Consider the following 26870-nt stretch of genomic DNA (forward strand, 5'->3'; position numbering starts at 1 on the left):
GTTACCGCAGTAGGGCATCGGAGCTTTGCGAGGCGACATGAGCGCAGGTCGGACGGACCCGAACGTCGCCGTTCGCGGGCTGGCCCAGGTGGGCCGGCTGACCTCGTTGGCCTGGGAAGTCAGCCGGCTCACCGTCCGCCGTCCGTTCCAGGTGCGCGAACTGATCCAACAGTGCTGGTTCTTCGCCAGCGTCACGATCCTGCCGACCGCGCTGGTGGCCATCCCGTTCGGCGCGGTGATCGCCCTGCAACTGGGCTCGCTGACCCAGCAGATCGGTGCCCAGTCGTTCATCGGCGCGGCCAGCGCGCTGGCCATCGTGCAGCAGGCCAGCCCGCTGATCACCGCGCTGCTGGTCGCCGGCGCCGGCGGCTCGGCGATGTGCGCGGACATCGGCTCCCGGAAGATCCGCGAGGAGATCGACGCGATGGAGGCGCTCGGGGTCAACCCGATCCAGCGCCTGATCGTGCCGAGGGTGCTGGCCGCGGTGATCGTCGCGGTGCTGCTCAACGGGTTGGTCAGCGTGGTCGGGGTGGTCGGCGGCTACTACTTCAACGTGGTCATGCAGGGCGGCACGCCGGGCGCCTACCTGGCCAGCTTCAACGCCCTGGCCCAGGTTCCGGACCTGTGGATCAGCGAGATCAAGGCGGTGGCGTTCGGGTTCGTCGCCGGCATCGTCGCGGCCTACCGCGGGCTCAACCCGGCCGGCGGTCCGAAGGGCGTCGGCGACGCGGTGAACCAGACCGTGGTGATCACCTTCCTGCTGCTGTTCCTGATCAACGTGGTGCTCACCGGGATATACCTGCAGATCGTCCCGCCGAAGGGGATGTGACCGCCGATGGCCACGGTGGCGGCACTGGCGCCGCAGCGGGGACTGGCCACGCTGGGGGCGCAGCTGGCCTTCTACGCCCGGGTGCTCGCCTGGGTGCCGCGCACGATCGTCCACTACCCCAAGGAGATCCTGCGGCTGCTGTCCGACGTGTTCTTCGGCAGCGGCGCGCTCGCGGTGATCGGCGGCACGCTCGGCGTGATGATCGGCATGACCGCGTTCACCGGCCTGATCGTCGGGCTGCAGGGCTACTCGGCGCTCAACCAGCTGGGCACCTCCGCGCTGACCGGGTTCATCGCCGCCTACTTCGACACCAGGGAGGTCGCCCCGCTGGCCGCCGGGCTCGCGCTGTCCGCCACGGTCGGCTGCGGCTTCACCGCGCAGCTGGGCGCCATGCGCATCTCCGAGGAGATCGACGCGCTCGAGGTGATGGCCGTGCCGAGCGTGCCGTACCTGGTGACCACCCGGGTACTGGCCGCGCTCGGTGCGGTGATCCCGCTCTACGTGGTGGGCCTGGTCTGCTCCTACGCCGCGTCCCGGCAGATCACCGTGTGGTTCTACGGTCAGTCCGCCGGCACCTACGACCACTACTTCCACCTGTTCCTGCCCCCGGGCGACGTGCTCTGGTCGTTCCTCAAGGTGATCGTGTTCAGCGTGGTCGTGATCATGGTGCACTGCTACTACGGCTACACCGCCACCGGTGGCCCGGCCGGCGTCGGTGTCGCGGTCGGCCGGGCGGTACGCGCCGCGATCGTGCTGCAGATGCTGCTGGACTTCTTTCTCAGCCTGGCCATCTGGGGCGCGACGACGACCGTCCGGATCGCCGGATGAACGCGGCCGAGCGTCCGGCGCTGCGCCACCAGGTCTACGGGCTGGTGTTCCTGGTGATCACCGGGTTGCTGGTCGCGCTGTCGATCGCCTTCTACCGCAAGACGTTCACCCCGGTGGTACCGGTGCGGCTGGAGACCGGCCACGCCGGAAACCAGCTGCGGGTGCAGGCCGACGTCAAGCTGCGCGGGGTGGTGGTCGGCGAGGTGCGGGCGATCCGGTCCGAGGGTGACCGGGCGGTGCTCGACCTGGCGCTCGATCCGGACCTGGCCGGGCGGATCCCGGCCAACGTCACCGCCCGGCTGCTGCCCAAGACGCTTTTCGGCGAGCGCTACGTGGCCCTGTCCACCCCGGCGCGGCCGGACCGGCCGATCGCCGCCGGCGACGTGATCAGCCAGGACCGCACCGCCGCGTCGGTCGAGATCGACGCCGTGCTCTCCGACCTGCTGCCGGTGCTGCAGGCGGTCCGGCCAGCGGAACTGGCCGCGACCCTGAACGCCATGTCCACCGCGCTGGACGGACGCGGCCGGCAGCTCGGCGAGACACTGGTGGCGCTGAACGGATACCTCGAGGCGCTCGATCCGGCCCGGCCCGACCTGCGGGCGGACATCCAACGCCTGGCCGAGGTCGCCGACACCTACGCCGACGCCGCGCCGGATCTGTTGCAGGCGCTCAGCGATCTGACCACGACCAGCCAAACCCTTGTCGCGCAGCGGGTCGGGCTGCAGAACCTGCTCGGGACGCTGACCACGGCCGCGACCGACCTGACCAACTTCCTGGCCGCCAACCGGAACAACCTGATCAGCCTCGAGGCGAGCGCCCGGCCGGCGTTGGAGGTACTGGCCAAGTACGCCCCGGAGTACCCGTGCCTGCTCCAGCAGTTGGTGGACGCGATCCCGGCCGCGGATGCCGCGTTCGGCAAGGGTTCCGCGCACCCCAACGTGTCCCGGGTGACCATCGAGATCACCGCCAACCGGGGCAAGTACCGGCCCGGCGTGGACACCCCGCGCTACGACGACAAGCGCGGGCCGCGGTGTTACCCGGTGGCCCGGCCGCCGGCCCGGTTCCCGCAGTACCCGCCCGGCGGCCCGTTGCGGGACGGCTCGACCAAGCCGCCGCCACCGCGCTCGGACCGGCCGCAGGACTTCCAGCCCACCGCGCCCGCGGTGGCCAACCTGCCGGCCGAGCGGGACCTGGTCGCGGCGCTGGTCGCGCCGTCCCTCGGGGTCATGCCCGAGGACGTCCCGCCATGGGCGACCCTGCTGATCGGCCCGCTGCTGCGGGGTGCGGAGGTGACCGTGGAATGAGGGGTCTGCTCGCGCCGCTGGTCAAGCTCACCGTGTTCGCGGTGGTCACGGTCGCGCTGACCGCGCTGCTCGGCCTGACCATCGCGAACAGCAACCTGAGCGACACCAACGACTACGCCGCCCGGTTCACCGACGCGACCGGGCTGAACCCCGGTGACGACGTGCGCATGTCGGGCGTCCGGGTCGGCCAGGTCGGCTCGGTCGAGGTGGTGGACGGCCGATTGGCCGAGGTGGGCTTCGAGGTGGCGGCGGCCCGCCGGCTGCCCGCGTCGGTCACCGCGACCATCAAGTACCGCAACCTGATCGGCCAGCGGTACCTGTCGCTCGCGGTCGGCACCGGCGACCCCAACGCGGTGCTGAACCCGGGCGGGACCATCCCCGTTGAGCGCACCGCACCCGCGCTCAACCTCACCGTGCTGTTCAACGGGTTCCGGCCACTGTTCCAGGCCCTCGATCCGGCCGAGGTGAACAAGCTGGCCGGCGAGCTGATCCAGGTGCTGCAGGGGGAGGGCGGCACGATCGACAGCGTGCTGGCGCACACGGCGTCGCTGACCGCCGCGATCGCCGGCAAGGACGAGGTGATCGGCCAGGTGATCGACAACCTGAACACGGTGCTGGACACGGTGAACGGCCGCGGCGCCGAGCTGTCCGACCTGATCGACACGGTCGCGCGACTCGCCACCGGCCTCGCCGAACAACGAGCGCCGATCGGCGACGCGATCGCCGCACTCGGTGAGCTCACCGACTCGACCGCAGGTCTGCTCACCGCCGCCCGCCCGCCGCTCAAAGCCGACATCGCCGCCCTCGGTGCCCTGTCGACCAACCTCGCCACCAACGGCGACACCGTCGACCGGTTCCTCCGCACGCTGCCGCACAAGGTCGCGTCGATCAACCGGGTGGCCAGCTACGGCGGCTGGTTCAACTACTTCCTGTGCAGCGCCTCCGGCCGGGTCGGCATCTCCAGCCTCGGCATCGTCGTCGACATCCCCGCGCTCCCCCTCCCGGGCTCACCCATGCCGGAAAGGTGCGGCCCATGAAGCGGTTGAAGGACCGGAACCAGGCGAGCGTCGGCGCGGTGGCGCTGGTGCTGGTGGCGCTGGCCGCACTGGCCGCGTTCAACGCCGACGACCTGCCGATCATCGGCGGCGGGACCACCTACACCGCCGAGTTCGCCGAGTCGGCCGGGATCAAGCCGGGCAACGAGGTCCGGCTGGCCGGGGTGAAGGTCGGCGACGTGCGCCGGGTGGAGCTGGTCCGGAACCGGGTGCTGGTCGACTTCCGGGTGCGGGACGTGGCCATCGGCGACCGCAGCCGGATCTCCATCGAGATCAAGACCCTGCTCGGCGACAAGTTCCTCGCCGTAACGCCGGACGGCACGGCGGCACAGGACCCCAACGACGTGATCCCCCGGGCCCGCACGGTGTCCCCGTTCGACATCGTGCCGGCGGTCAGCGAGCTGTCCCGGACCGTCGACCGAATCGACACCGCCGAGTTGGCCCGCAGCTTCCAGGTCATCTCGGAAAGCTTCGCGCACAGCCCGCAGCACATGCGCGACGCGCTCACCGGCCTGTCCCGGCTGTCCACCACACTGTCCACAAGGGACGAGCAGTTGGCCAGGCTGCTGTCCAACACCGCCGCGCTGTCGCAAACCGTGGCCGACCGGGACGCCCAGCTGCGCACCCTGTTCACCGACGCCACGCTGCTGCTCGACGAGCTGTCCCGGCGCCGGGAAGCGGTCCGCGCGTTGCTCACCGGCACCCGGGACCTGGCCGAGCAGCTCACCGGTCTGGTGGCGGACAACCAGCAGCAGCTGCGGCCGGCACTGGACGAGCTGACCAAGGTGACCACGATCCTGCAACGCAACCAGGACAACCTCAGCCAGGGCCTGCACAACCTCGCGCCGTTCGTCCGGATGTTCAACAACGTGGTCGGCAACGGCCGCTGGTTCGAGGGTTACATCTGCGGCCTGCTGCCGCCGCCGACGACGATCGGGGTGTTCGACATCAACCCCGAGGGCTGCGCCACACCGCTCACCCCGGGGGGCACGCGATGACCCCGCGCCCGGTCCGCCTCGCCGCCATCGCGGCCGTGCTGCTGCTGGTGCTGGTCGCCGCGCTGTGGTGGCTGGTCAGCGGCCGCGCCGGAACCGCGGTGACCGCGTACTTCGACAAGGCCGTCGGCGTGTACCCGGGATCCGAGGTGCGGGTGCTCGGTGTGTCCGTCGGCCGGATCGACGGCGTTGTCCCGCAAGGAGACACGGTCCGGGTCACGCTGACCGTGGACTCCGGCGTCGAGGTTCCGGCCGGCGCGCACGCGGTGGTGGTGGCGCCAAGCCTGGTCAGCGACCGCTACATCCAGCTCACCCCCGCCTACGAGTCCGGTCCGCTGCTCGCCGACGGCGCGGTGATACCCAGGGAACGCACCCAGATCCCGGTCGAGCTGGACGACCTGACCGCGAGCGTGAACGAGCTGGCCACCGCGCTCGGGCCGAACGGGGCCAACGCCGACGGCGCGCTGGCCGGGGTGCTGGACACCGCCGCCGCCAACCTGTCCGGCAACGGCGAGCTGCTCGGCGACACCGTGCGGCAGCTCGGGGACGCGGCGGCGACGCTGTCCCGCTCCTCCGGCGACCTGTTCGCCACCGTGGACAACCTTCAGCGGTTCACCCGGATGCTGGCCGACAGCGACGCGCAGGTGCGCCAGTTCAACGAGAAGCTGGCCGGGGTCACCGGGTACCTGGCCGAGAGCCGGGACGACCTCGGCGGGGCGCTCGCCTCGCTGGCCACCGCGTTGACCCAGGTGCGGGCGTTCGTGGCGGAGAACACCGATGCCTTGTCCGGCAACGTGAAGCGGCTGACTGGGGTCACCCAGGCCCTGGTGGACCAGCGGGCGGCGCTGGCCGAGATCCTTGACGTGGCACCGCTGGCGATGTCGAACTTCCTGTCCACCTACGACGCGGCCTCGGCGTCCTTCGCGATCCGGGGCAACCTCAACGAGTTGACCTATCCACCGCTGCTGCTGGTGTGCCGGACGATCGCCTCGGCAACGCCGGTTCAGTTGCCGAGCACGCTCGCCGACCTGTGCAAGCGGCTCGCCCCGGTGATCGACGGGACGCTCAAGCTGCCCACTCCGGCCGAGGTTCTTGCCGCGCTGTCGGCCGGGAAACTGCCGCCGCTCCCGCTGCCGATCACCGATCTGTACGTGCCGTCGCTCGGCGGTGCCGGATGATCCGCGCGCTGGCCCTGGTCCTGGTGCTGCTCTCCGCCGGCTGCGGGTTCACCGGTGTGTACGAGGTTCCGCTGCCCGGCGGGGCCGATCTCGGCGACCGGCCGTACCGGATCTCGGCGGAGTTCGCCGACGTGCTCGACCTGGTGCCGCAGGCCGCGGTGAAGGTCAACGACGTGGCGGTCGGCCGGGTGGAGCGGATCGAGCTGGCCGCGGACAACGTCACCGCCGTGGTGCGCATGGTGGTCAACGGCGACGTGCGGCTGCCCGCCAACGCCGGGGCCGAGCTGCGCCAGTCCAGCCTGCTCGGCGAGAAGTACGTCGCGCTGCACGCCCCGCAGGCGCCGGCCGGGCAGCTCGCCGAGGGGGCGGTGATCCCGATCCGGGCGACCAACCGGAACCCGGAGATCGAAGAGGTGCTCGGCGCACTGTCGCTGCTGCTCAACGGTGGCGGAATCGGGCAGCTGCAGACCATTCTCCGCGAGGTCAACCTGGCGCTGGCCGGCAACGAGCCGGAGCTGCGGTCCCTGCTGTCCAATGTGGACAACCTGGTGACCGACCTGGACGCGCAGCGCGGCGACATCGTGCGGGCGATCGACGCGCTCAACCGGCTGTCCGGCACGCTGGTGGACCAGACCGCCAACCTCACCGCGGCGCTGGACCGGCTGGCCCCCGGCCTGAAGGTGATCACGGAGGAACGCACCGCGCTGGTGTCTCTGCTCGGCGCGCTGGACCGGCTGTCGGACGTCGCGGTGGACACGGTGAACCGCGGCCGGGACGACCTGGTGGCCGACCTGCGGCTGCTTGAGCCGACCCTGCGCAAGCTCGCCGAGTCGGGCGCGAACCTGCCGAACTCGTTGCAGATCCTGGCCACCTACCCGTTCACCGACTACTTCCTCAACCCGCTCAAGGGCGACTACGTCAACGTGGACGTGCGGTTCGACCTGGACCTGAGCGTGCTGCTGGAGAACATCGGCAACGCCAGCACGCCGCTGTTGCCGGTGCCGGACGTGGCCCCGCCGGCCGCGACGTCGCAGCTGCCGGCGTTGCCGCTGCCGTTGCCGCTGCCCCCGGTGCCGGTCCGGCCGCCTGCGCCCGATCCGATCTCGGCGTTGCTCGGTGCGCTGCTGGGCGGTGGCCGCTGATGCTGCTGCCCAAGGTGCGCCTGTTCCTGTTCTCGCTGATCGCGGTGGTCGGAATCGGCTACGTCGGCGGAACCTATGTGGGACTGTTCTCCACCGGCTACACGGTCACGGTCCAGCTCGCCGACTCCGGCGGGATCTTCGCCAACGCCGAGGTGACCTACCGCGGCGTTCCGGTCGGCCGGGTGCGCGAGCTGCGGCTGTCCGACGACGGCATCGACGTGCTGCTGGACATCGACGCCGCCGCCGGGCCGATCCCGGCGGACACCGCGGCCGTCGTGGCCAACCGGTCCGCCATCGGCGAGCAGTACGTCGACCTGGTGCCCGAGCACGACCGGTGTCCCTGTCTCGGCGAGGGTTCGGTGATCACTCGGGACCGCACGGAGCTGCCGTCCGCGCCGGAGACCCTGCTGTCCAATGTGGACCAACTGGTGGCGTCCGTGCCGACCGACTCGCTGCGCACCGTGGTCGCGGAGCTGGACGCGGCGTTCCGCGGCACCGGCCCGGCCCTCGCGGTGCTGCTGGACAGCGCCGGCTCGCTCACCCGGGCGGCCACCGAGCACCTGCCGCAGACCACGTCATTGCTGGCCGACGGCCGGATCGTGCTGCAGACCCAGGCCGAGCAGTCCCGGCTGATCACCGACTACAGCCGCAACCTGCGCCTGCTCGCCGACGCGCTCAAGCGCTCCGACCCCGACCTGCGCACGCTGATCGACACCGTGCCGCAGGTCTCGGTCCAGGTCACCGACCTGCTCCGCAGGTCCGGCTCGGACCTCGGTGTGGTCATCGCCAACCTGCTCACCACCGCCATGATCACCCGAACCCGCACCGACGCCGTCGAGCAACTGCTGGTCGCCTTCCCGATCATCACCGCCACCGCGCCGGGCGCCAACCCGGATGGCACCGGCCACCTCGGCCTGGTGCTCACCTTCAACGACCCGTTCTCCTGCACCCGCGGCTACGAGGGGACGAACCAGCGGCCCGCCAACGACATCACCGACGTCCCGGCCAACCAGAACGCCTACTGCGCCGAACCCCCCGGCAGCCCGATCGGCGTGCGCGGCTCACAGAACGCCCCGTTCGGCGGCAAACCCGCCGACTTCCCCCCACCCGGCCAGGCTTCGGTCCCCACCCCCGCCCGCCCACCACTGCCCGCCCTACTCCCGCAGCTGTTGCCGCCGCTCCGGAATTAACTGCTGTCGTTGCGTTCCAGCGAAGTGCGGATCACGGGTTGATGGTGGCTGGGTACCGTCACGGTCCCCCGCGGTTGCGTACGAAAAGCGGCTGGCGTACTAAACTGCACGTTGCAGCCGGGGAAAGCTGGGGTGCAAATGGAATCTCCGTGGGGCGCAACCGTTGGCGAGCTGCGCCGGCTGTGCCGCCGGTATGTCGTCGTCCTGCGGACCGCCGTGGTGGTTCTGGCCGGCGGCGCGGCGGTGGCCCAAGCCCCGACCGATCGGCTTCCCTTGGTCGTCGCGGTCGTGGTGGGGCTGTTCGGCTGGAGCGGGATGTACCTCCGGTACGCACCGCGCAGCGGTCTGCTTCTCGCCGACTCGGTGTTGATCATGGCGCTGTGCCTGGTCCAAGGCTGGGTGGTGCGGCCGGATGCCCTGCCGGACAGTACGAACTGGGTATTCGCCATCGTCACGATCTCCGCCGGCGGGCATCAGTGGTTCACCACGACGGCCGCCGGCCTGCTGCTCACCACCGGGTTCTTCGCAGCCCACCTGACCGGCAAATACCTTGCCGCGCCGGACGACCTGGCTGTCTCCGCGGCGCTGGCATTGTGGATCTTCGGCGCGGCCGTCCTAGCCAGACTGCTGTGGGTCCTGCTCCACGTGGGTGCCACGCAGGCCGACCGCGTCATCGCGGCGAGCAACCGGGCGGCGCGGGATGGTGCGGTCGCGGCGGCGCGGCGCGCCGATGAACGAGAGCACCTCGCGGTGCTGCACGACACGGCCGCGGCCACGCTGCTCGCCGTCGGCACCGGGATGGTCGCCGGCACCGAACCGTGGCTGGCCGAGCAGGCCGGGCGGGATCTGGAAATCCTCGCCGCACCTCGGGAATTCCCGGACGGCCGGGCCGATCTGGCTCGGCTGCTCGGCGAGGTGGCGCGGCAGGCGCCGATCACCGTCCGGCTACACGTGCCGGACCCGATGCCCCTACCGGCCGGCCCCGCCGAGGCGATCGGCGCGGCGGCCAGGGAGGCGCTGGCCAACGTCGCTCGGCACGCCGAGGTGGACACCGCCGTGGTTGTGGTGACCCGCACCGGCCCGACGGTCATGGTGGATGTCTCCGACCAGGGCCGGGGTTTCACACCGGACCAGGTGCCGCCAAACCGCCGGGGGGTGTCGGAGTCGATCAAGCAGCGCATGAGTCGCGCAGGCGGACACGCCGCGGTGACCTCCCGGCCGGGCGCCGGTACCGTGGTTCGGCTGCGGTGGTCCAGTGAGTGAATCGAGCCGGACCCTGGTGACGAGCGCCCTGATGCGCGCGCTGCGTCTGATCATCCTGGCCGTGGCCGTCGTTTCGATGCTTGTCTTCGCCCTGCCGTTGCTGGTGGTCAACGCGGCGTTGTACAGCAGCATGGCCCAGCAGGTGGTCGCGTTCGCGCTGCTGATGTCGGTTGCCGTCGTAGCCGGAGTCCAGGTGTTGGGCGACCGGCCGGTGGGTGGGGTGCGCTGGGTTCTGGTGGCGGTGGTGTTCACCGCGGCCGGGCTGGCCACCACCGGGATCCCGACCGAGCACCTGATGGCCGAGGCGGAGTGGTCCTACGGCGAGATCGGCTGGTTCCTGCTGCTCGTGCTGATCGACCGCGGCACCGTCGCCACCGCGGTCGCACTCGGCATGTACACCGCCGGCAGCTTCGTCCAGTTGGTCATGGTTGGTCAGGGCCAGGAGGTCGCCGATCTTGCCGTGGTGACAACGGTCGTGCTCGGCTGTGAGCTGCTGGTGCTCGCCATCGCCATGGCCCTGCGCCGGATCGCTGCCAGTGCGGTGCGCGCCGCCGAGTTGGCGGAACGAGCACGCACCGCCGACGCCATCGCCGAGCGGCTGCATGCCGACCGCAGGGCCAGGTATGCCGACCTCGCCACCACGATCGTGCCGCTGCTGACCGATCTGACCACTGGTGCGGCGAACCTGTCCGACGATGCCGTACGCGCGAACTATGCGGTGGCGGCCGCCCGGATGCGCAGGCTGTTCGCTGAGCACGACGAGGCCGTCGACCCGCTGCTGCACGAGCTGCGGGCGTGCCTGGATCTGGCCGACCGCAACGGGGTCGCGGTCTACCTCGGAACCATCGGAGAACATCCGCCGCCGCCACTGGTGGTGCGCCGCGCGCTGACCGAACCGGCAATGCGGGTCATCGCCGCCGCCAGGTCCGAGGTGCGGGTGACCGTACTCGGGTCACCGGCCGGCGTCACGGTCAGCGTGCTCGCCGACGCGGCGGCTACCGAGCCGGAACCTCGAGCCGGCGATCACGTCGGAATCAGGGTGACCAGACTCGTCGACGGACCGAAGGTCTGGCTGGAGGCGACATGGCCGGCGCCGAACTGACCACGGTGGTGGTGATCGACGACCACCCGGCGATCGTGTCCGGTGTCGAGGCCTGGTGCGCGGCGGCCGATCCGCCGCTGCGGGTCGTCGACTCCGGGGCGACGCCGGCCGTGGCGTGGACCGAGCCCGGCCGGTCGGCCGAGGTCGTCCTGTTCGACCTGCAGTTGACCAAGGAACTGCCGGCGTATGTCGACCTGCGGCGCCTGGTCGACGCCGGCCGGCAGGTGATCGTGTACAGCATGCGCGAGGATCGGGACTCCATTCTCACCTGTCTCGACCTCGGGGCGTTCGCCTACCTGGCGAAGACGGAAGGCCCCCGGCACCTGGTGCACGCGATCCACGCGGCGGGCCGAAACCTGCCGTACACGCCGCCGGCCATGGTCCGCGCGATCAGCACCGACACCCGGCCGGACCGGCCGCGGCCCACGCCTCGGGAGGTCGACGTGCTGGTCAACTGGTTCGCGTGCGAATCCAAGGAGATGGTGGCCCGCAAGCTCGGCCTGTCCGTGCGCACGGTGAACAGCTATATCGACCGGGTCCGGATCAGGTACGCCAACGCCGGACGCCCGGCCTCGACGAAGGCCGCGCTGGTCGCCAGAGCCATCCAGGACGGCCTGATCCGACTGGACGAGCTGTAGCGCCTGTGGGTCGATCGACCGTCGCGGCTGGCGGTGCCGCTGGCTACGGTCGGGTGCGGGGAAATCCACCAGTCCGGGGAGAACCACCATGTCGACGTATCGCATGTCGCTGGACGGAGCGGCGGCCGACGACACAATGCGGCAGATTGACGACGCGGTCGAGTTGGCTGTTCGCCGCCACGAGGTTTTCACCGAAGCCAACCGTCAGATCGACGGCATCACGGTCACCCGGCGATCACCGGACGGAGCGGTCGAGGTTACGGTCGGATCCAACGGCAACGTGTTGAACGTCCGCTGCACCGAAATGGTCCGCACCATGCCACCGCATCAGGTCGCGACCACCCTCCAACACGTCCTGCAGGCCGCGCAGGCCGGAGTCGCCAGCAGGGTCGCGGAAATCCTGCGCGCAGCCGCCCCTGACGACCCCCTCACCGGCCACCTGGTGGCCAAGGCGCACAACGCATTCCCGCCGCCACCGCCCCCAACACCCGGCTCGCCCGCAGATTCCCGACAACGACAAATGGCCATCGGCGCCATCGAGAGTGACGACGCGGTGCAGCCATACCGAACAGCACGACGCCGTCCGTCCCGCGGCCGTAACCAGAATCCGGACGACTGGACCGGCCGATCCATCCTGTCCTGATCCGCGAGACTGCTAGGAAACCACGAATGGCGCCGCCCAAAGGCATCGAAGTCGACCCCGACGAACTTTACGCCCACGCACGTGCCGTCGCTGGGATGCAGCACCCTCTCGATCGCGTTGTCGCTGCGACAAAGGCGGTGTGCCCGGACGGCTTCTCCTCCGCGTACGGCGTGCTGTGCCAACAAATCGGGCTTGTTTTGTGGTATTTCCGCGAGAGCGCGGAGGACACCATCGTCAAGCTCGATCGCTCGTTCGACTCGACTGCCAAACAACTTGTCAAAGCCGTCGAAACCTATACGGAATCAGACAAATCGAATGCGCAGGAACTTCGTAAACTCGGCGAGAGCCTACCGTCGAACGACCCCAACTGGGTTATCGAGCGCAACTCCTCTGACGGAGGATTCTTATCCAACTGGGAAAAAGGTGAGGAACGGGTCAAGGGCGCGGGGATCGTCAGCAGTACCTGGGACCTGTACCAGGAGATCAGCGACTCGAGCAAGCAGAACTACGCCTCGATGGTAGGCCACATCGCCGCGATGGGAGTGGATACCGGCGGCTTCATCGGCGACCCGGTCTCATCCGCCGTCGGCTGGCTGGCGGGCTGGGCGATGGAGCACATCACGCCTTTCCGGCTCATTCTCGACGCGCTTGCCGGAAAGCCTGAGATGGTCGAGGCGGCGAGCAAGACGTGGAAGAATATCCAGGGAGAGTTGGACCGCCTCGCCGACCACTACGCGGCGCACAAGGACCGCACCGGCAACTGGAACGGCGACGCGGGTGACTCATACCGACAGAAGGTCGCCCAGCCCATCATCGACGTGATGAAGTCGTCCGCCAACCTCGCGGGAGCCCTGAGCATCGTCGTCGGTACCACAGGCACTCTGGTCGATCTCGCCCGTTCCGCGGTACGGGACCTCGCCGCGCAGGCGATCGGCGAGCTTGCTAGTGCCGGGGTGCAAAAGATTATCCCTTATAAGCCACCGTTCGAAGAACTTTCGAACGCGCGATATATGCTCAACAACGCTAAATCGATTGTGAAATTCCTGATCGTGTTCATCAACCACTTCAGTGAGCAGGTTCTCCTTGTCCTCGAAGCCTTCAAGGCCGTCGCCAAGAGCATTCCCATGCTCGACGGCGTATGACACCAGCTATCAGAGCAGGTGCCGGTTGGGTTCCTTGGCGGCGGGGGCCAGGTCGGGGAACTCGATCACCTCGACTCCGCCCGCCGCCAGGAGTTCGGCGCCGTGGCCGTGGACGAAGGTGCTCGGTTCGCGCCAGGCGATGACCACCCGGCGGATGCCGGAGTCGAGGATGTGCTGGGTGCAGGTCGTCGGGCGGGAGGAGCGGCTGCTGCACGGTTCCAGTGAGCTGTACAGGGTGGCGCCGGGTGGTGGCGGTCCGGACAGCTTGGCCAGCGCGGACTCCTCGGCGTGCACGGTCGGGTCGGTGTCCCGGGAGTAGCCGCGGGCCAGCTCGGTGCCGGCGGCGTCGACGATCACCGCGCCGACGCTGAACGCGGTCTCGGACGGTGGACAGCACCGGGCCAGCTCCGTCGCGGTACGCAGCAGCCGCCAGTCCGCCGCCGCGGTGCCGAGAAAGTACCGCAGCAGCACCAGATCGCCGATCGGCTCGGCGCCGGCGAGGGTCATGCCTGAGCCGAACCGTCCGGAGTAGACGAACCGAGGGGCGCGCGGGTCGCCGACGAACAGCGGGGCCACCACCAGTTGCAGCTCGTCGACAAGGCCGGCGGTGAGGAACTGGGTGTGCACCGTTCCGCCGCCCTCGACCATCAGCCGCCGCACCCCGCGGGCGCGCAGGTCGGCCAGAATCCAGCGCAGGTCGATGTCCGGACCGGTCTCCACCACGGTCGCCGCACCGGTCAGCCCGGCGGCCGCGCCGGCCGGCGCGTACACCAGCTTGGCCGCCTCGCCGGTGGTGAAGAACTGGGCGGCCGGATCCAGGTCCCCGGTCGAGGTGATGGTGACCTTCACCGGGTGCGCCTTCCCGCTGCGCACCAGCAACCGCGGGTTGTCCCGCCGGATCGTGTTGGCACCGACCAGGATCGCGTCCACCCCGGCGCGAACCTCATCCACCCGGGCCCAGTCCGCGTCGTTGGACAGCACCAACCGGTCCGGGCCGGCGTCGTCGATGTACCCGTCGACCGACATCGCGCAGCTGAGCAGAACATATGGGCGGTTAATCAATCGGCTCTCCCTTTGCGCTCTGTCACCATTCGAAGTATGGACGGTAGCCAAGCCAGCGACACCGACAGGCCGCTGATCGGGGTCGACGGGATCGCCGCCCCGAAGTGGGCGGGCGGGGCGCAGCAGGTCGCCGCGGCGAGTTGGTGGAAGACGGTCCGCGCGCTGCCCGCCGCGGTCTCCTCGGTGGTGCGGCTGGCCTGGGCGGCCTCGCCGGGGTGGACCCTGCTGGCCGGCATGCTCCATCTGGCCGCCGGTGCGGTGACCGCGTTCGGCCTGCTGGCCACCGCCAACGTGCTGACCGAGCTGCTGCAGGCCGGCCCGACCCCGGAGCGGGTGCTCGCCGCGCTGCCGGCCCTGGCGCTGGTGGTCGGCGCCTACGCCGCCAAGGCCGGGCTGGACGCCGCCGTCGGGCTGGTGCAGGGGATGCTCACCCCGCGGGTCGAGGTGCTGGCCAGGGACCGGCTCTACGCGGTCGTGCTCGAGGTCGAGGCGGCCGCGTTCGACGACTCCGACTACCAGGAACTGGTGCGGCAGGGCGGAATCCAGGGGGTGCGCGCGTTCCGCTCTTCGGTCGACGGCGTCGGCGACCCGCTGGCCTCGCTGATCTCGCTGGTGGCCGCGCTGGTCACGGTGAGCGTGTTCAGCATCTGGCTGCTCCCGGCGCTGCTGGCCGCGGCGGCGGCGAACGCCTGGGCGTCGATGCGCGCGGCCAAGCTGCGCTATGCGTCGTTCCTCAAGATGATCGCGCGGGACCGGCAGTCCTGGGTGATCGGCGACCTGGTCACCGAGCGGGAGGCGGCGCTGGAGGTCCGGGCGTTCACCGCCCAGCCGCAGTTGCTGGCCGAGTACCGGCGAGTGGCCGGGATGCTCGTCGCCGAGGCGGTCCGGGTCGCTCGGCGGCAGACCTGGATCCAGCTCGTCGGCCGCGCGATCTCGGGTCTCGGCACCGGAATCGCGTACCTGGTGCTTGGCTGGCTGCTCTACGTCGAGGCCATGCCGCTCGCCCTGGCCGGCGCCGCGGTGGTGGCCATGCGCACCGGCTCCACCGCGCTGAGCAACACCATCCACGGTGTCAACGGCCTGTACGAGGACAGCTTCTACATCGAACTGTACGAGAAGCTGCTGACCGACAGTGCCGGCCGGCGCGGGCCGGCGGCGGTCGGGCCGGCCCCGGTCAACCCGAAGACCATCGAGCTGCGCGAGGTCTCCTACACCTACCCCGGCCAGGACGCACCGGCCATCGAGGGCGTCTCGCTGACCCTGCGGCGCGGTCAGGTGGTCGCGCTGGTCGGGGAGAACGGCTCCGGCAAGTCGACCCTTGGCAAGCTGATCACCGGGTTGTACCGGCCGACCACCGGAACGGTGCTGTGGGACGGCATGGACATCGCGACCGCGCGCCGGGACACCGTGCACGGCCAGATCTCCGTGGTGTCCCAGGAACCGCTGCGCTGGCCGATCACCGCGGCGGACAACATCAGGATCGGTCGGCTGTCCCGGGACAGCCGGGACGGGACGCTGTGGACCGGCAGCGCCCAGCTCTCCGGCGCCGACGAGCTGATCGATTCGTTGCCGCGCAAGGAGAACACCATGCTGTCCCGGCTGTACGAGGACGGCCAGGACCTGTCCGGCGGCCAGTGGCAGCGGCTGTCGGTGGCCCGCGGCGCCTACCGGGACGCGCCGGTACTGGTCGCCGACGAGCCCACCGCCGCACTGGACGCCAAGGCCGAGGCGCGGGTGTTCGGCGCGCTCCAGACGGCCAGCCGGGACGGCGCCGGCACCCGCACCACGCTGCTGGTCACCCACCGGCTGGCCAACGTCCGGCACGCCGACCGGATCCTGGTCCTCGAGCGCGGCCGGATCACCGGCGACGGCACGCACGCCGAGCTGATGGCGGCCGGCGGCCTGTACGCGGAGCTGTACTCGCTCCAGGCACAGGCCTACCGGTAGCGGTCGACGTCGCCTTCGGCTCAGCGTTCCCGCAGGCGCACCACCTTCAGCCCGGGTGCGGACCGGATGTCGTGCTCGCAGAACCGGGACCGCACCCACCGGCTGGCGGAGAACAGCTCGGTCTGGTCGGCGTGGTGCGCGGAGCGCGGATCGCTGGACTGCGAGTAGCTCAGCAGCGTCACCGCGTCCGGGCACGGCCCGCCGGTGTACGACACCACCTGCATGTGGCTGGAGCCGTGCACCACCTCGGTGGCGCCGCGCGCCGGATCCCACCCCGGGATGATCATGTTGAGCACGCCCTGCGATCCGTGCCCGCCGTGCACCGGGATGGTCCTGCCGCCCCGCACCACGTAGTGGTTTCGGCCGAGCGGGGCGTCCGGCTCGATGCCCGCGGCGCGGAGCTCGGCGACGGCGTCGCCGAGCGCGGTGTGCAGCACCGGGTTGGCGGTGTCCAGCGTGTGCGGGGTACGGACCGGATCGGCCGGATCGAACGGCACCCGCCACACCGCGGGCGGACCGTCGAACGCGTCGGCCACCCGCAGCCAGTACCGCTCGAACAGCAGGCCGCCGCGGCTCCCGACGGTCATCGTCTTGTCCCAAGTGGACAGTGCGGCGCAGGCCCGGCCGACCGGCACGGTGCCGCCGGCCGAGGTCGGCGCCTGGCCGTTCGGGAACGCCGCGCACATCGCCGCGGTGGCCGCGGCCGCCTGCTCGCCGATGAAGCTGCGGTCGTTGAACAGCAGGTTCTGCAGGTCCTGCCGGGTGAACCGGCCGCGGTCGAGCTGCTGCTCGATCGCCGTGATTCCCATCCGGGTGCGCGGTTCCCGCTCGGTGCCGATGGTGCCGACGATCCGCGGGTAGCCGGTGATCGGCTGGCGCGGGTTGGACAGCCAGGCGCTGTCGTTGGAGTTCGCCACGTAGTCGGATCGGGTCAGCAGCGGCATCCGGCGCGGGCCGAAGATCCCGGGCAGCAGGGCATCCGGATCGCTGCCCCACGCGCAGTTCCCCCGTGCGCCGTCCAGCACCGGGATCCCGGTGGCCGGGAAGATCGCCGCGCCGAGCGGGGTGTTGCACCGCGCGGCCAGCTCGTCGGTCACGTGCGGCGCCACCTGGATGTCGGCGTAGAGCGCGCGGCCGGACTGGTCGGCGGCGATCGTGTTCACCCACGGCACGCCCTGGGTGCGGGACAGCACCTCGACGATGTCCCGGGTACCGCGCGCCTGGCCGAACTCGAACCAGGTGTTCAGACCGCGCATGTTGCCCGCATTGGCATCCCGCATGGTGAACGCGGAGGTCGCGGTCCAGTTCAGCGGCAGGCCGAACACCGGCGAGAGCATCGGCCCGTACCGGGTGGAGTAGAGCGTGCGCTGCACCGTGGACAGTGAGCCGTCCGGGTTGCGCACCTGGACCGAGACCTGCCGGCTGGTCATCTGCTCCGGCCGGCCGTCCACCAGATACGTGGTCGGCGAGGCCAGCGTCAGCTGGTACAGGCCGAACGTGGCCGGAGTGGCCACCGTGTGGCTCCAGGCCACGTCGCGGTTGAAGCCGATCTGGACCAGCGGGATGCCGAGCAGGCTGCCGCCGCTCACGTCGAGCCGGCCCGGCACGGTCAGCTGCGACTGCCAGAACCGCCGGCCGCCGTGCCACGGATAGTGCGGGTTGCCCAGCAGCAGGCCGCGGTGGTTGCGGGCGCCGGCCGAGCCGATGGCGATCGCGTTGCTGCCCATGTCCTGCATGCCGATGGCGGCCGCGACCCGCTCGGCGGCGTCCGGCGGCACCGGCGCGGCGGCGGTCGCCGGGCCGGCCGCCGGCGGCGCCGCCTCGGTGATGCCGTCGATCACCTGGCCCTGGCCGGCGAGTGTGGCCAGCGCGTAGAAGTGGCGGTACACATCGGTTTCGGCGATCGGGCGCACCCAGGCGGCACCCCGGCAGGCCGGGTCGGTGATGCCGGCGGCGCCGGTCTCCCGCAGGAACCGGTTGTAGCCGGCGACATAGCCGCGGACGATCTGGCGCACCTCGGCCCGCGGGCCGTGCGGCGGCGGGCCGGTCATCGACCGCTCGACCACACCGGAGTCGTTCACCTGGCGGAAGTACAGGTCACTGCTCAGGCTGGTGCGCGCCGCGCCGTAGGCGGTGTTGCCCGGCGCGTCCGGTCCCAGGAAGCGCGAGCGCTCGGCGGCCACGGTCAGATAGGTGTCGGCCAGTACGCAGATGTTGTCCCGGGCCGCGGCGAACCCGTAGCCGTAGCCGAGACCGGCGAAGTCGTTCGCCTTGATGTGCGGGATTCCGTATTCGGTGTACCGGATGTCGGCGGCCAGGCCGCGCGCGTCCCGCAACTCGGTCGCGCCGTCGGCCGGCTCCGCGGCGGCCGCACCGGTGATCGTGGTCAGGACGGTTGCCATGGCGGCGGCGACGGCCACGGCCCGGCTCAAGCTTCGTCGCATGCCGACCTTCCTACCGGAGTGGCCGCGTTCCGGGATCAGGGATCACCCGGATATCAGGAAATCCCGGCCCGGCTCGGCGACCTCGACCGGACCGGCGAACTCGGTGCGGGCGCGAGTGATCGCCGCACCGGGATCCGCGTCGGGATGCAGATGGGTGAGCACCAACCGGCGGGCGCCGCCCAGTGTCGCCGCCCGCCCGGCGTCCTCCGGCCGGCTCACCGAGGTGAATCGCGGCGGGCCCGGGGTGGACAGGAAAGCCTCACACAGGAACAGATCCGCGTCCTCGGCCAGCCGGGTCACCGCCGGACACGGTGCGGAGTCCGCGGTATAGCCCAGGATCGCGCCGGCGCAGCTGGCCCGCAGGCCGTAGGTCGGCAGGCTGTGCCGCATGGCCACGGCACGCAAGGTCAGCGGGCCGAAGTCGTGCCGGGCGCCGTCGGTCAGCTCGACCACGGTGAAGATCCGGCCCAGCCGCTCGGGTTCGTCGAGCATCGGCGCAAGCGCGGCGCTCCACCCGGTCGGACCGAGCACCGGCAGCGGCCGGTCCCTCGGAGTGCCGTAGGCCAGCGTGTGCCAGAGCATCGGCAGATCGGCGCAGTGGTCGGGGTGCAGGTGGCTGATCCAGACCGCGTCCAGTTCGGCCGGCGTGGCCAGCCGGAGCAGTTCGACCAACACCCCCGACCCGGCATCCACCAGAACCTTGCGGCCCGCGGCCTCGAGCAGGTAGCCGGAGCACGCCCGGCCCGGGCCCGGCCAGCCGCCGGTCGAGCCGAGCACCCGCAACCGCATCAGTAGGCCATGCGGCGGATCCGGCCGGCGTAGTGCTTCTCCAGACCCAGGTTGCGATCGTGGCCGCCGGGGACATTGGAGGAGATGTAGACCGGCGGCGTGCTGCCGTCGTCGAGCAGTCGCCGGATCGCCTCGGCAACCACCATCTGGACCAGGACCGAGGCGGTGACCGAGGAGACCGCGCAGGCCGTCGCGCCGTCCGGCATGGACAGGATCGCGTCGCCGAACGGGGCGCCGGTGTCCAGGGTGACGTCGGCCAGCTCGTTCAGCCGCTTGCCGGACTCGTGCTTGGGGGTGGCCTGCCGGCTGTGCTCGAGCGAGGTGATCGCGATCAGCTTGTGCCCGGCCGCGGTGGCCAGGTGGGCCAGCTCGACAACGGATCCGTTGACCCCGGAGTTGGACGCGATCACGAACAGATCCCCGGGCCGGGGCGCGGCCAGCTCGAACAGCGGTGCGGCCACGTGCGCCTGCCGCTCCAGCATCGGATCGTCGAGCACGCTCGGATCCTGCCCGCCGGCGATCACCAGGTCGGCCAGGCTGATCCGGTTGGTCGGAATCAGCCCGCCGGCGCGGCCGGCGATCTCCAGCGCGGTGGCCTGGGAGTGCCCGGTGCCGAACGCGTGGATGACGCCGTCGGCGCGGACGCAGTCGGCGAACAGGGCGGCCGCGGCCTCGATGGCGGGCATCGACCTCGCGGTCAGCTGCTCGAGCAGGCGCAGGATCTCGGTGGCGTAGGTCTGTGCGGATACGTTCACCCGGCCAGTCTTCCCGATCGGGGTATCTCCGGAAATTCCGTAGACGGCGCCCGCCGCGTCCCCGCACCCTGCGGCTATGCAGCTTCCCGACGGACACACCGCCCGGCCGGCCACGCTCGCCGACGTCGAGGCCATCCACGCGCTGGTGTCCCGGTACACCGTCGACGTCGTCGGGTTCGCCGACTACACGCTGGACGACGTCCGCAACGACCTCGCTGACCCGGGCTTCGACCCGTCGGCGGGCACCTGGCTGGTGCACCGCGACGACACCCTTGTGGGTTATGGCTGGGCCGCCGCGCGGGCAACCGGCGAGCTGGTCGACATCGACGTGGTCACCCCGCACGACGCGCTGTTCCCGTGGCTCTACACCCGCACCCTGGCCCGCGCCGAGCAGTTGGCCATGGCCGGCGGCCACCCCACCACCATGGTCAACCAGGGCATCTACCGGTCCGACACGGCCACCCGCACCGCCGCAGGCGCCCACGGCCTGACCCCGGCCACCGTGTTCCTCCGCATGCGCATCGACCACGGTCCGCCCCAACCCCAAACCCCGAAGCCGCCGCCCGCCCCCGAGCCCCCGCCCGGCGTCACCCTCCGCGTCGGCCCCGGCGACGAGCCGTTCCGCCGCACCGCGCACGCCATCCTGACCGAGTCATTCCAGGACCACTTCGCCTTCGTCCCCACCTCGTTCGACCGGTGGCACGCCCGCCTCGACGCCGAGTCCACCTTCGACTGGTCCCAACTCATGGTCGCCGACCTCGACGGCACCCCGGCCGCCATGCTCGTCGCCAACTCGCGCTTCCTGACCACCGACAACTGCGGCTACGTGGCCGACCTCGGCGTCCTCCCCACCGCCCGCGGCCACGGCATCGCGCGCTGCCTGCTCCAAACCACCTTCCACCGCGACCACAACGCCGGCCGCACCGGCACCATCCTCCACGTCGACAGCAACAACCCCACCCCCGCCCTCAACCTCTACCGAAGCGTCGGCATGCACCCCATCCTCACCATCGACATGTGGCAGCGCACCTGGCCCACCCCCACCAACGCGCCCTGACCACCCACTCGCGGACGGGCTCTGTGATCAGCGTTGGCCGCGGGCTTTGAGGGCGGCGTTGGAGGGGTGGGTGAGGGTGAGGACGTCGGCGTCGATGGTGTGGTCGACGATGCCGTCGAGGACGGTGACGATGGCGGTCTCGAGGGCCATCAGTTCGGGTTCGCAGGCCATCTTGGTGGTGGCGATCGGGCCGAAGCGGATCTTGTCGCCGAGCAGTTGGTAGCTGCCGGAGCCGGTGTTGCAGCCGGTGTTGAGGTTGAGGGTGCCGTCCTTGAACTCCAGGGTGGCGGTGGCGCCGGATGGGGTGGAGGTGGCGATGTCGCCGGACATGAGGGTGTCCACCTGCCAGTGGGTGCCTTCGAGCGGCAGGCCCGGGTCGGCAACGGTGCGGTCCAGCATGGTGACCTCCGTCTTGTCCGAGGTGAGGATCAGGTTGGCGCCGTCGAGCCGGATGGTCGGGCGGCCGGTGAGGAAGGACGACAGCCACTGGTCCTGATCGGCGCGGGCCTCGTCGCAGGCCATCATGGTGCTGCCGAGCTCGTCGAGCACCAGCGCGCCGTTCTCGATGCGGGCCGCCCCGCTCATCTTGTTGCACCCGGCGTCGGCGAGCAGGCGCCCGTCGTCGGTGAACTGGATGGTCAGGCTGGTGCCCGGCACGAGCGGCCGGGGCTGGCCGTTCTCGGTCACGTCGGTGGACACGAAGGTGCGGCCGCGCAACTGGTCGACGTCCGTGCCGGCCGGCGCCGGATCGGGGTCGCCGCACGCGGCGGCGAGCAGGGCGAGTGGCGTGAGCAGGGCGACGGCGAACGGTGTGGCCTTCATGTCTCCTGGACGGTACCGGTCCCCGGCCGGGTTGTGTCAGGAATCCTCGGCGCGGTACCTCGGGTCCGTTGGTAGGCCTGGGAGAAGTCGCGCCGAACCTCCACAATGGACAGATCGCGGGCGCCGCTCCTCGGTCAGGTCAGCGGGGCCGGCACCAGGGTGAACGCCGGGTCGAGGTGCGCGGTGTCGTTGAACCGCCGGACGATCCAGACGTCCGGGACGATCACCAGATGGGAGATCGACCCGTTGTCCGCGCCGACGAAGGCGAACGACCGGGCGTTGGTGGCGGTGGCGAGCACCTGTCCGATCACGCCGCCGTGGGTGAAGACCGCGATGGTCTGGTCGCGGTGCGCGGCGGCCAGCCGCTCGATCGCCGCCCGGACCCGCGCGGCGAACTCCTCGGCCGGCTCGGCACCCGGGATCACGTCCCAGCGTCCCTCCCGCCACAGGCGCTGGGCGATCTCGCCGTTCTCCGCCACCTTGTGCCGGAAGATGCCGCCCTCCCAATCGCCGAGCAGCACCTCGCGCAGCCCGGGCTCCACGACCGGGGTGATCCCGAGCCGCTCGGCCAGCGGGGCGGCGGTCTGCACGGTGCGGCGCAGCGTGGTCACGTAGATGTGGTCGATCTTGGCGAAGCTCAGCCGATCCGCCACCCGCCGGGCCTGTTCCCGGCCCTCGGGCGCCAGTTCCGGGTCTGAGTGCCCGTCGACCAAGGGAAACTGGCGGTCACGGCGGGCCGGTTCGGATTCGCCGTGCCGGATGAGCAGCAGTTCGGTCGAGCCGGGTGGGCGCTCGAACCGGAACTGGCGGTACTCCTCGGGATGATCACTTGTGGTACTCACGTGCGCAGGCTAGTCCGGCCGGGCGACGACCAAGACCTTAACTTGCTTAACCGGCGGCGCCGGTTACTCTCGAGCCGGAGGTGGGGCGATGAGCCGGGCGGCGCGCAGGCTGCTGGCCAGCCGGTTGCGTGCGCTGCGCGAGACCACGTTCCCGGTGAAGATCACCCAGGAGGCGCTGGCCACGGCGCTCGGCAAGGGCAAGCCGCTGAGCAGCGCGGCCATCTCCATGTGGGAGAACGGCGAGGTCGACAAGTGGCCGTCGGAGTCCCGGCTGGTGCAGTACGCGCTGATCTTCAGCTCGGCCCGGGGGATCGGGCTGTCCGCGCCGCCGACCGACGTGTCCACATTGGACAAGCCGGCCCGGATTCGGTTCCATCGGTTGCGCACCGAGCTGCTCGAGCTGCGGGACAGCGCCGAGCGGGAGGCCAAGCAGGAGCGCGGCGCGCCGGATCCGTTGGGCGGCAACGAATTGTGGCAGCACGACCGGGCCGAGAAGGTCTACGTGGTCGCCCCCGAGTTGTCACCGGAGTCGGCCGCGGCCGACGGCGGCCGGGGCTACGTGCGGCTGGCCCGGTACGGCGATCTGGACGCGTTCTTCGAGATGTTCGTGGCGCTGACCAGGATGGGTTACCGCAACCTCAGCCACCGTTCGGCCCGGGAGCCGGGCATCGACACCGCCCGGCACCTGGTGCTGCTCGGCGGGCCGGCCGGCAACCCGCTGATCCGCACCTTCTTCCACCTGCTGGATCTGCCGTTCGAACAGCCCGAGGTGGCGTCGGGCGCGCCGGAGCGGTTCCGGCTGGCGGACGGCACCCCGGTGCTGCCCGCGGTGCTGGGTGAGCGTCAGGTGGTGGAGGACGTCGGGCTGTTCGTGCGGGCCGCCAACCCGACCAACCCGGACACCGACGTGACCATCTGCGGCGGCAGCCACACCTACGGCGTGCTCGGCGCGGTGCACCTGTTCACCAATCCCCGGCTGGGCGCGGACAACGTCGCGGTGGTGCGGGAACGGCTCGGCGGGACCCGTGGATTCGCCGTGCTGTTCCGGGTCAAGGTGATCGACGGTCGGGTGCCACCGCCGCGGCTGCCCGGCTCGATCATCGACTGCGTCCGGTTGTGAACTTCACCGGTTTCACCACGGCGGCGGTGAAGCATGTAGCCGGGCTGAAAGGTGCGTGAAGAAACTGTCGCTGGTGTCCGGCCGGTCCGCGGGCGATGCTCAGAGCGTGATCGTTCCTGACACCAAGGACTGGACCTGGGTGCTGCACCGGCCCTGCCCGGACTGCGGCTACGACGCGAGCACCGTGGCCGGCGCGGAGGTGCCGGACCGGCTGCGGGCGAACGCGGCGGCCTGGCGCCCGGTGCTCACCGGCCCGGCCGACCCGCGGGTGCGGCCGGCGCCGGACGTGTGGTCTCCGCTCGAGTACGCCTGCCACGTACGCGACACCTGCCGGGTCTTCGACGGGCGACTGCGGCTGATGCTGACCGAGGACGATCCGCACTACCCCAACTGGGACCAGGACGCCACGGCCGTCGAGGACCGCTACGCCGAGCAGGACCCGGCCCTCGTCGCCGAGGAGCTGGCGACCGCCGCGGAGACCCTGGCCGCGCGGTTCGCCTCGGTGTCCGGTGCGGCCTGGCGGCGCACCGGGCACCGCGGCGACGGCGCGGACTTCACGGTGGACACCTTCGCCCGCTACTTCCTGCACGACCCGGTGCACCACCTGCACGACGTCGGGGGCGGCGCAATGTCACATTCGGCGACCGGCATCGCATGAAGGTGGCATTGCGCCGGGTTCAGAGGGCGGCGCGGATCTTCTCGGCGTAGGTCTCGGCCGGGTCGTCCGGGGTGTACTTCTCCCTCGGCCCGAGCCAGAACCGCAGGCCGTCCTTGCGTCGGCGCGGGATCACGTGCAGGTGCAGGTGTGGGACCGACTGGCTGATCACGTTGTTGATCAGGATCATCGAGCCGTCCGCGCCGAGCCCGTCCTCGACCGCGCGCTCGAGCCGCTGGGCCAGCTGGAAGAACTCCGGCACCAGCTCGGCCGGCAGATCGCTGAGGATCTCCAGGTGCTGCCTGGGCACCAGCAGCACGTGGCCGCGGAACAGCGGGCGGTGGTCGAGGAAGGCCAGGGTCGTCGGGGTCTCGTGCACCACGGTGGCGGCCAGCTCGCCGTCGATGATCGCGCAGAAGGTGCAACGGCTCGGCATGGCGACCAGTGTAGTGCTGTGACTCCAGTCACAATTGAGTATTTTTCTAGCGCGACGAAACACGATTTTGTTATGCGGATTTCTGAGGCGACGGCACCGGCCCCCGGATGGCTCCGGGAGCTGGCCGACGCCCGGTCGAGCTACCAGGAATCGTTCGGCTGGCCGGTGTCCGTGCAGGTCGGCGCGCGTCATCTGGTCGTCGCGCTCGGCCGGGTGCTGAACGCGGTGAGCATGCCGGCCGGCCTGGGCGCCCGGGTCCTTGACCGGCTGACCGGCCCGGTGCCCATTTTCGCCAGCCCGGACGGAACCCGGTGGACATTTCTGGTCGGCCCCGGCACGCCGGCGAATTCGACCATTTCCGGAGACGTGGAATTGGCGCCGCCAGGCAGCCACGTCGCCATTCCGGTGAACCCCTCCGAGCGCTGGGTCGAGCCGCCGCGCCGCGCGCTGCCGCCGGCCCGGTCGGTGCTCGCCCTGGTCTACTGAGCGAACCGGACCTCGGGCGCGTCGCCGGGCGCGGCGAACGCCAGCAACCGGGCACCCTCCTCGGCCACCGCCGCGCCGTCCGCGCCGGACAGCGGGTCGAACGGCCGGACGGCCAGCGTCGCCGTGCCGCCCGCGCGGGTGATCCGCCATTCGCCCCGGGTGACGCCGTCGACCAGCAGCAGGCTCGGCATGACGTTGCGCTCCCGGTAGCCCTGCTGGTGGACCGCCGGGGTGACCACCCGGCTCCGGTCGGCGTGCGAGAGCAGCAGGTTGTCGTAGTCGTAGAGAAACCGCGGCGGGGCCGGGGTGTCCGGGTCGGGCCGCGGCGCGCCCGGCAGGTCGAACAGCTCCCGGCCGCCCTCGTCCCGGAAGGTCACCAGGCCGGAACGCAGCCGGTCGAACACCTCGGCCAGCCGGGTCAGGCCGGACCAGGTCTGCGCGTCCAGCACGCTGGCCGGGCCGAACGCGGCCAGGTAGCGCAGCACCAGCTCGTCGATGGACGGCGTCGGGTCGACGCCGCGACCCAGCCAGTGCTCCACGGTGGTATGCGCCGGCCGGCCGCTGCGCCCCCAGACCCCGCGCGGCGGCACCTGGACCAGCGGCACCCGGGCCCGGACCGCCTGCGCCAGCGAGTCCGGGTCGCGGTCCGGCCACCGCTGGGCGAGCGCCCGGCCCAGCTCGCGGAAGATCATCGGCCGGTCCTCGAGCAGCGCCCGGGCGGCGGTGTCGACCGCGTCCGCGTCCAGACCGACCAGGTTGCGGCCGAAGTTGCTCGCCATGCTGCGCTCGATCACCGGCTGCACCAGCGGGCGCATCGCCAGGCAGTCCCGGGCGGTGACCAGGTGGATGGTCGAGCGCATCAGCGCCATCCGCACCACCTTCCGCTCGGTGAGCAGCGCGCCGAGCGCGTCCGGGTCGAACCCGGTCAGCCGGCACCACAGGCCGTGGTACCAGGTGTGCGGGGTCTGCGCCTGCAGCCCGGCCAGGTGCTCGATCGCCTCGAGCAGCGGCATCGCCGTGCGGCGCAGCAGCAGCTGGCGGTCCAGCGTGGCCCGGTTGAGCGCCCGCGGGAGCAACGTGGCCGGTGACATCCGATCTCCGTTCCAGCGGTCATGCGGCCCGGTGGGTCGACAATGGCAGCAGGGT

26 protein-coding genes are annotated in these 26870 nt (G+C 71.0%); 18 read left to right on the top strand and 8 right to left on the bottom strand.

The features are described from left to right. Positions 1-37 precede the first annotated feature (37 nt). From VFV67_RS17180 to VFV67_RS17240, 13 genes are all read left to right on the top strand, one after another. Positions 38-829 carry an ABC transporter permease gene (locus VFV67_RS17180; protein WP_326471197.1) on the top strand — a complete coding sequence of 264 codons (792 nt, stop codon included), beginning with the start codon at positions 38-40 and terminating at the stop codon, positions 827-829. A gap of 6 nt (positions 830-835) precedes the next feature. Next, entirely contained in the window at positions 836-1657 is an 822-nt protein-coding gene (locus VFV67_RS17185) for an ABC transporter permease (protein WP_326471198.1), read from the top strand. Beyond that, positions 1654-2961 (top strand): MCE family protein, encoded by a 1308-nt coding sequence (locus VFV67_RS17190; RefSeq protein ID WP_326471200.1) that lies wholly within the window; start codon positions 1654-1656, stop codon positions 2959-2961. Before VFV67_RS17185 ends, VFV67_RS17190 begins: the two co-directional genes overlap by 4 nt. Further along, positions 2958-3998 carry an MCE family protein gene (locus VFV67_RS17195; protein WP_326471201.1) on the top strand — a complete coding sequence of 347 codons (1041 nt, stop codon included), beginning with the start codon at positions 2958-2960 and terminating at the stop codon, positions 3996-3998. The genes VFV67_RS17190 and VFV67_RS17195 overlap by 4 nt, the downstream gene beginning before the upstream one ends. Next, complete coding sequence (locus VFV67_RS17200) at positions 3995-5014, top strand: MCE family protein (RefSeq protein ID WP_326471202.1); 1020 nt, start codon at positions 3995-3997, stop codon at positions 5012-5014. Before VFV67_RS17195 ends, VFV67_RS17200 begins: the two co-directional genes overlap by 4 nt. Next, the gene (locus VFV67_RS17205; protein ID WP_326471204.1) at positions 5011-6189 is read left to right on the top strand and encodes an MCE family protein; all 1179 of its coding nucleotides are present in this window, start codon (positions 5011-5013) and stop codon (positions 6187-6189) included. The genes VFV67_RS17200 and VFV67_RS17205 overlap by 4 nt, the downstream gene beginning before the upstream one ends. Then, positions 6186-7331: an MCE family protein gene (locus VFV67_RS17210; RefSeq protein WP_326471206.1), complete on the top strand. Its 1146-nt coding sequence runs from the start codon at positions 6186-6188 to the stop codon at positions 7329-7331. Before VFV67_RS17205 ends, VFV67_RS17210 begins: the two co-directional genes overlap by 4 nt. Beyond that, the gene (locus VFV67_RS17215; RefSeq protein WP_326471208.1) at positions 7331-8521 is read left to right on the top strand and encodes an MlaD family protein; all 1191 of its coding nucleotides are present in this window, start codon (positions 7331-7333) and stop codon (positions 8519-8521) included. The genes VFV67_RS17210 and VFV67_RS17215 overlap by 1 nt, the downstream gene beginning before the upstream one ends. Positions 8522-8659: 138 nt before the next feature. Beyond that, a complete protein-coding gene (locus VFV67_RS17220; protein ID WP_326471209.1) occupies positions 8660-9784 on the top strand; it encodes a sensor histidine kinase in 1125 nt (374 codons plus the stop codon). Next, complete coding sequence (locus tag VFV67_RS17225) at positions 9777-10886, top strand: hypothetical protein (RefSeq protein WP_326471211.1); 1110 nt, start codon at positions 9777-9779, stop codon at positions 10884-10886. Before VFV67_RS17220 ends, VFV67_RS17225 begins: the two co-directional genes overlap by 8 nt. Next, complete coding sequence (locus VFV67_RS17230; RefSeq protein WP_326471212.1) at positions 10868-11524, top strand: response regulator; 657 nt, start codon at positions 10868-10870, stop codon at positions 11522-11524. Before VFV67_RS17225 ends, VFV67_RS17230 begins: the two co-directional genes overlap by 19 nt. A gap of 88 nt (positions 11525-11612) precedes the next feature. After that, positions 11613-12167 carry a YbaB/EbfC family nucleoid-associated protein gene (locus tag VFV67_RS17235; RefSeq protein WP_326471213.1) on the top strand — a complete coding sequence of 185 codons (555 nt, stop codon included), beginning with the start codon at positions 11613-11615 and terminating at the stop codon, positions 12165-12167. A 26-nt stretch (positions 12168-12193) separates the two neighbouring features. Then, positions 12194-13309 (top strand): type VII secretion target, encoded by a 1116-nt coding sequence (locus VFV67_RS17240; RefSeq protein ID WP_326471215.1) that lies wholly within the window; start codon positions 12194-12196, stop codon positions 13307-13309. 9 nt (positions 13310-13318) lie between these two features. On the opposite strand, the gene VFV67_RS17245 is transcribed toward VFV67_RS17240, so the two are convergent. Continuing rightward, positions 13319-14371 carry a dihydrofolate reductase family protein gene (locus VFV67_RS17245; protein WP_414636271.1) on the bottom strand — a complete coding sequence of 351 codons (1053 nt, stop codon included), beginning with the start codon at positions 14369-14371 and terminating at the stop codon, positions 13319-13321. Between the two features lie 36 nt (positions 14372-14407). Here VFV67_RS17245 and VFV67_RS17250 point away from each other — a divergent pair, with 36 nt between their 5' ends. After that, positions 14408-16318: an ABC transporter ATP-binding protein gene (locus VFV67_RS17250; protein ID WP_326471218.1), complete on the top strand. Its 1911-nt coding sequence runs from the start codon at positions 14408-14410 to the stop codon at positions 16316-16318. 20 nt (positions 16319-16338) lie between these two features. Here VFV67_RS17250 and VFV67_RS17255 read toward each other — a convergent pair whose 3' ends face one another. Genes VFV67_RS17255 through VFV67_RS17265 form a run of 3 tightly spaced genes read right to left on the bottom strand, consistent with a single transcriptional unit; the run spans position 16339 to position 20306 of the window. Further along, positions 16339-18762 (bottom strand): penicillin acylase family protein, encoded by a 2424-nt coding sequence (locus VFV67_RS17255; RefSeq protein WP_326471220.1) that lies wholly within the window; start codon positions 18760-18762, stop codon positions 16339-16341. Positions 18763-18804: 42 nt separating this feature from the next. Further along, the gene (locus tag VFV67_RS17260; RefSeq protein WP_326471221.1) at positions 18805-19551 is read right to left on the bottom strand and encodes an MBL fold metallo-hydrolase; all 747 of its coding nucleotides are present in this window, start codon (positions 19549-19551) and stop codon (positions 18805-18807) included. Next, complete coding sequence (locus VFV67_RS17265) at positions 19551-20306, bottom strand: SIS domain-containing protein (protein WP_326471222.1); 756 nt, start codon at positions 20304-20306, stop codon at positions 19551-19553. Before VFV67_RS17265 ends, VFV67_RS17260 begins: the two co-directional genes overlap by 1 nt. Before the next feature lie 76 nt (positions 20307-20382). Between VFV67_RS17265 and VFV67_RS17270 the strand changes: the two genes are divergently transcribed. After that, the gene (locus VFV67_RS17270; RefSeq protein WP_326471223.1) at positions 20383-21363 is read left to right on the top strand and encodes a GNAT family N-acetyltransferase; all 981 of its coding nucleotides are present in this window, start codon (positions 20383-20385) and stop codon (positions 21361-21363) included. A gap of 27 nt (positions 21364-21390) precedes the next feature. Here the strand turns inward: VFV67_RS17270 and VFV67_RS17275 are convergent, their stop codons facing one another. Together VFV67_RS17275 and VFV67_RS17280 are read right to left on the bottom strand one after the other, a co-directional pair. Further along, entirely contained in the window at positions 21391-22185 is a 795-nt protein-coding gene (locus VFV67_RS17275) for an META domain-containing protein (protein WP_326471224.1), read from the bottom strand. 134 nt (positions 22186-22319) lie between these two features. Next, positions 22320-23027 carry a histidine phosphatase family protein gene (locus VFV67_RS17280; protein ID WP_326471226.1) on the bottom strand — a complete coding sequence of 236 codons (708 nt, stop codon included), beginning with the start codon at positions 23025-23027 and terminating at the stop codon, positions 22320-22322. Positions 23028-23115: 88 nt separating this feature from the next. Between VFV67_RS17280 and VFV67_RS17285 the strand changes: the two genes are divergently transcribed. Together VFV67_RS17285 and VFV67_RS17290 are read left to right on the top strand one after the other, a co-directional pair. Beyond that, a complete protein-coding gene (locus VFV67_RS17285) occupies positions 23116-24147 on the top strand; it encodes a helix-turn-helix transcriptional regulator (protein WP_326471227.1) in 1032 nt (343 codons plus the stop codon). Between the two features lie 106 nt (positions 24148-24253). Continuing rightward, complete coding sequence (locus tag VFV67_RS17290; RefSeq protein WP_326471228.1) at positions 24254-24805, top strand: DinB family protein; 552 nt, start codon at positions 24254-24256, stop codon at positions 24803-24805. A gap of 19 nt (positions 24806-24824) precedes the next feature. Here the strand turns inward: VFV67_RS17290 and VFV67_RS17295 are convergent, their stop codons facing one another. Further along, entirely contained in the window at positions 24825-25238 is a 414-nt protein-coding gene (locus tag VFV67_RS17295; RefSeq protein WP_326471230.1) for an HIT family protein, read from the bottom strand. 72 nt (positions 25239-25310) lie between these two features. Here VFV67_RS17295 and VFV67_RS17300 point away from each other — a divergent pair, with 72 nt between their 5' ends. Continuing rightward, entirely contained in the window at positions 25311-25724 is a 414-nt protein-coding gene (locus tag VFV67_RS17300; protein WP_326471231.1) for a hypothetical protein, read from the top strand. Here the strand turns inward: VFV67_RS17300 and VFV67_RS17305 are convergent. Beyond that, entirely contained in the window at positions 25718-26815 is a 1098-nt protein-coding gene (locus VFV67_RS17305; protein ID WP_326471232.1) for a winged helix DNA-binding domain-containing protein, read from the bottom strand. The genes VFV67_RS17300 and VFV67_RS17305 overlap by 7 nt on opposite strands. Between the last annotated feature and the right edge of the window lie 55 nt (positions 26816-26870).

This window comes from Actinophytocola sp. (assembly GCF_035762905.1).
Lineage (GTDB): Bacteria > Actinomycetota > Actinomycetes > Mycobacteriales > Pseudonocardiaceae > DASYTH01.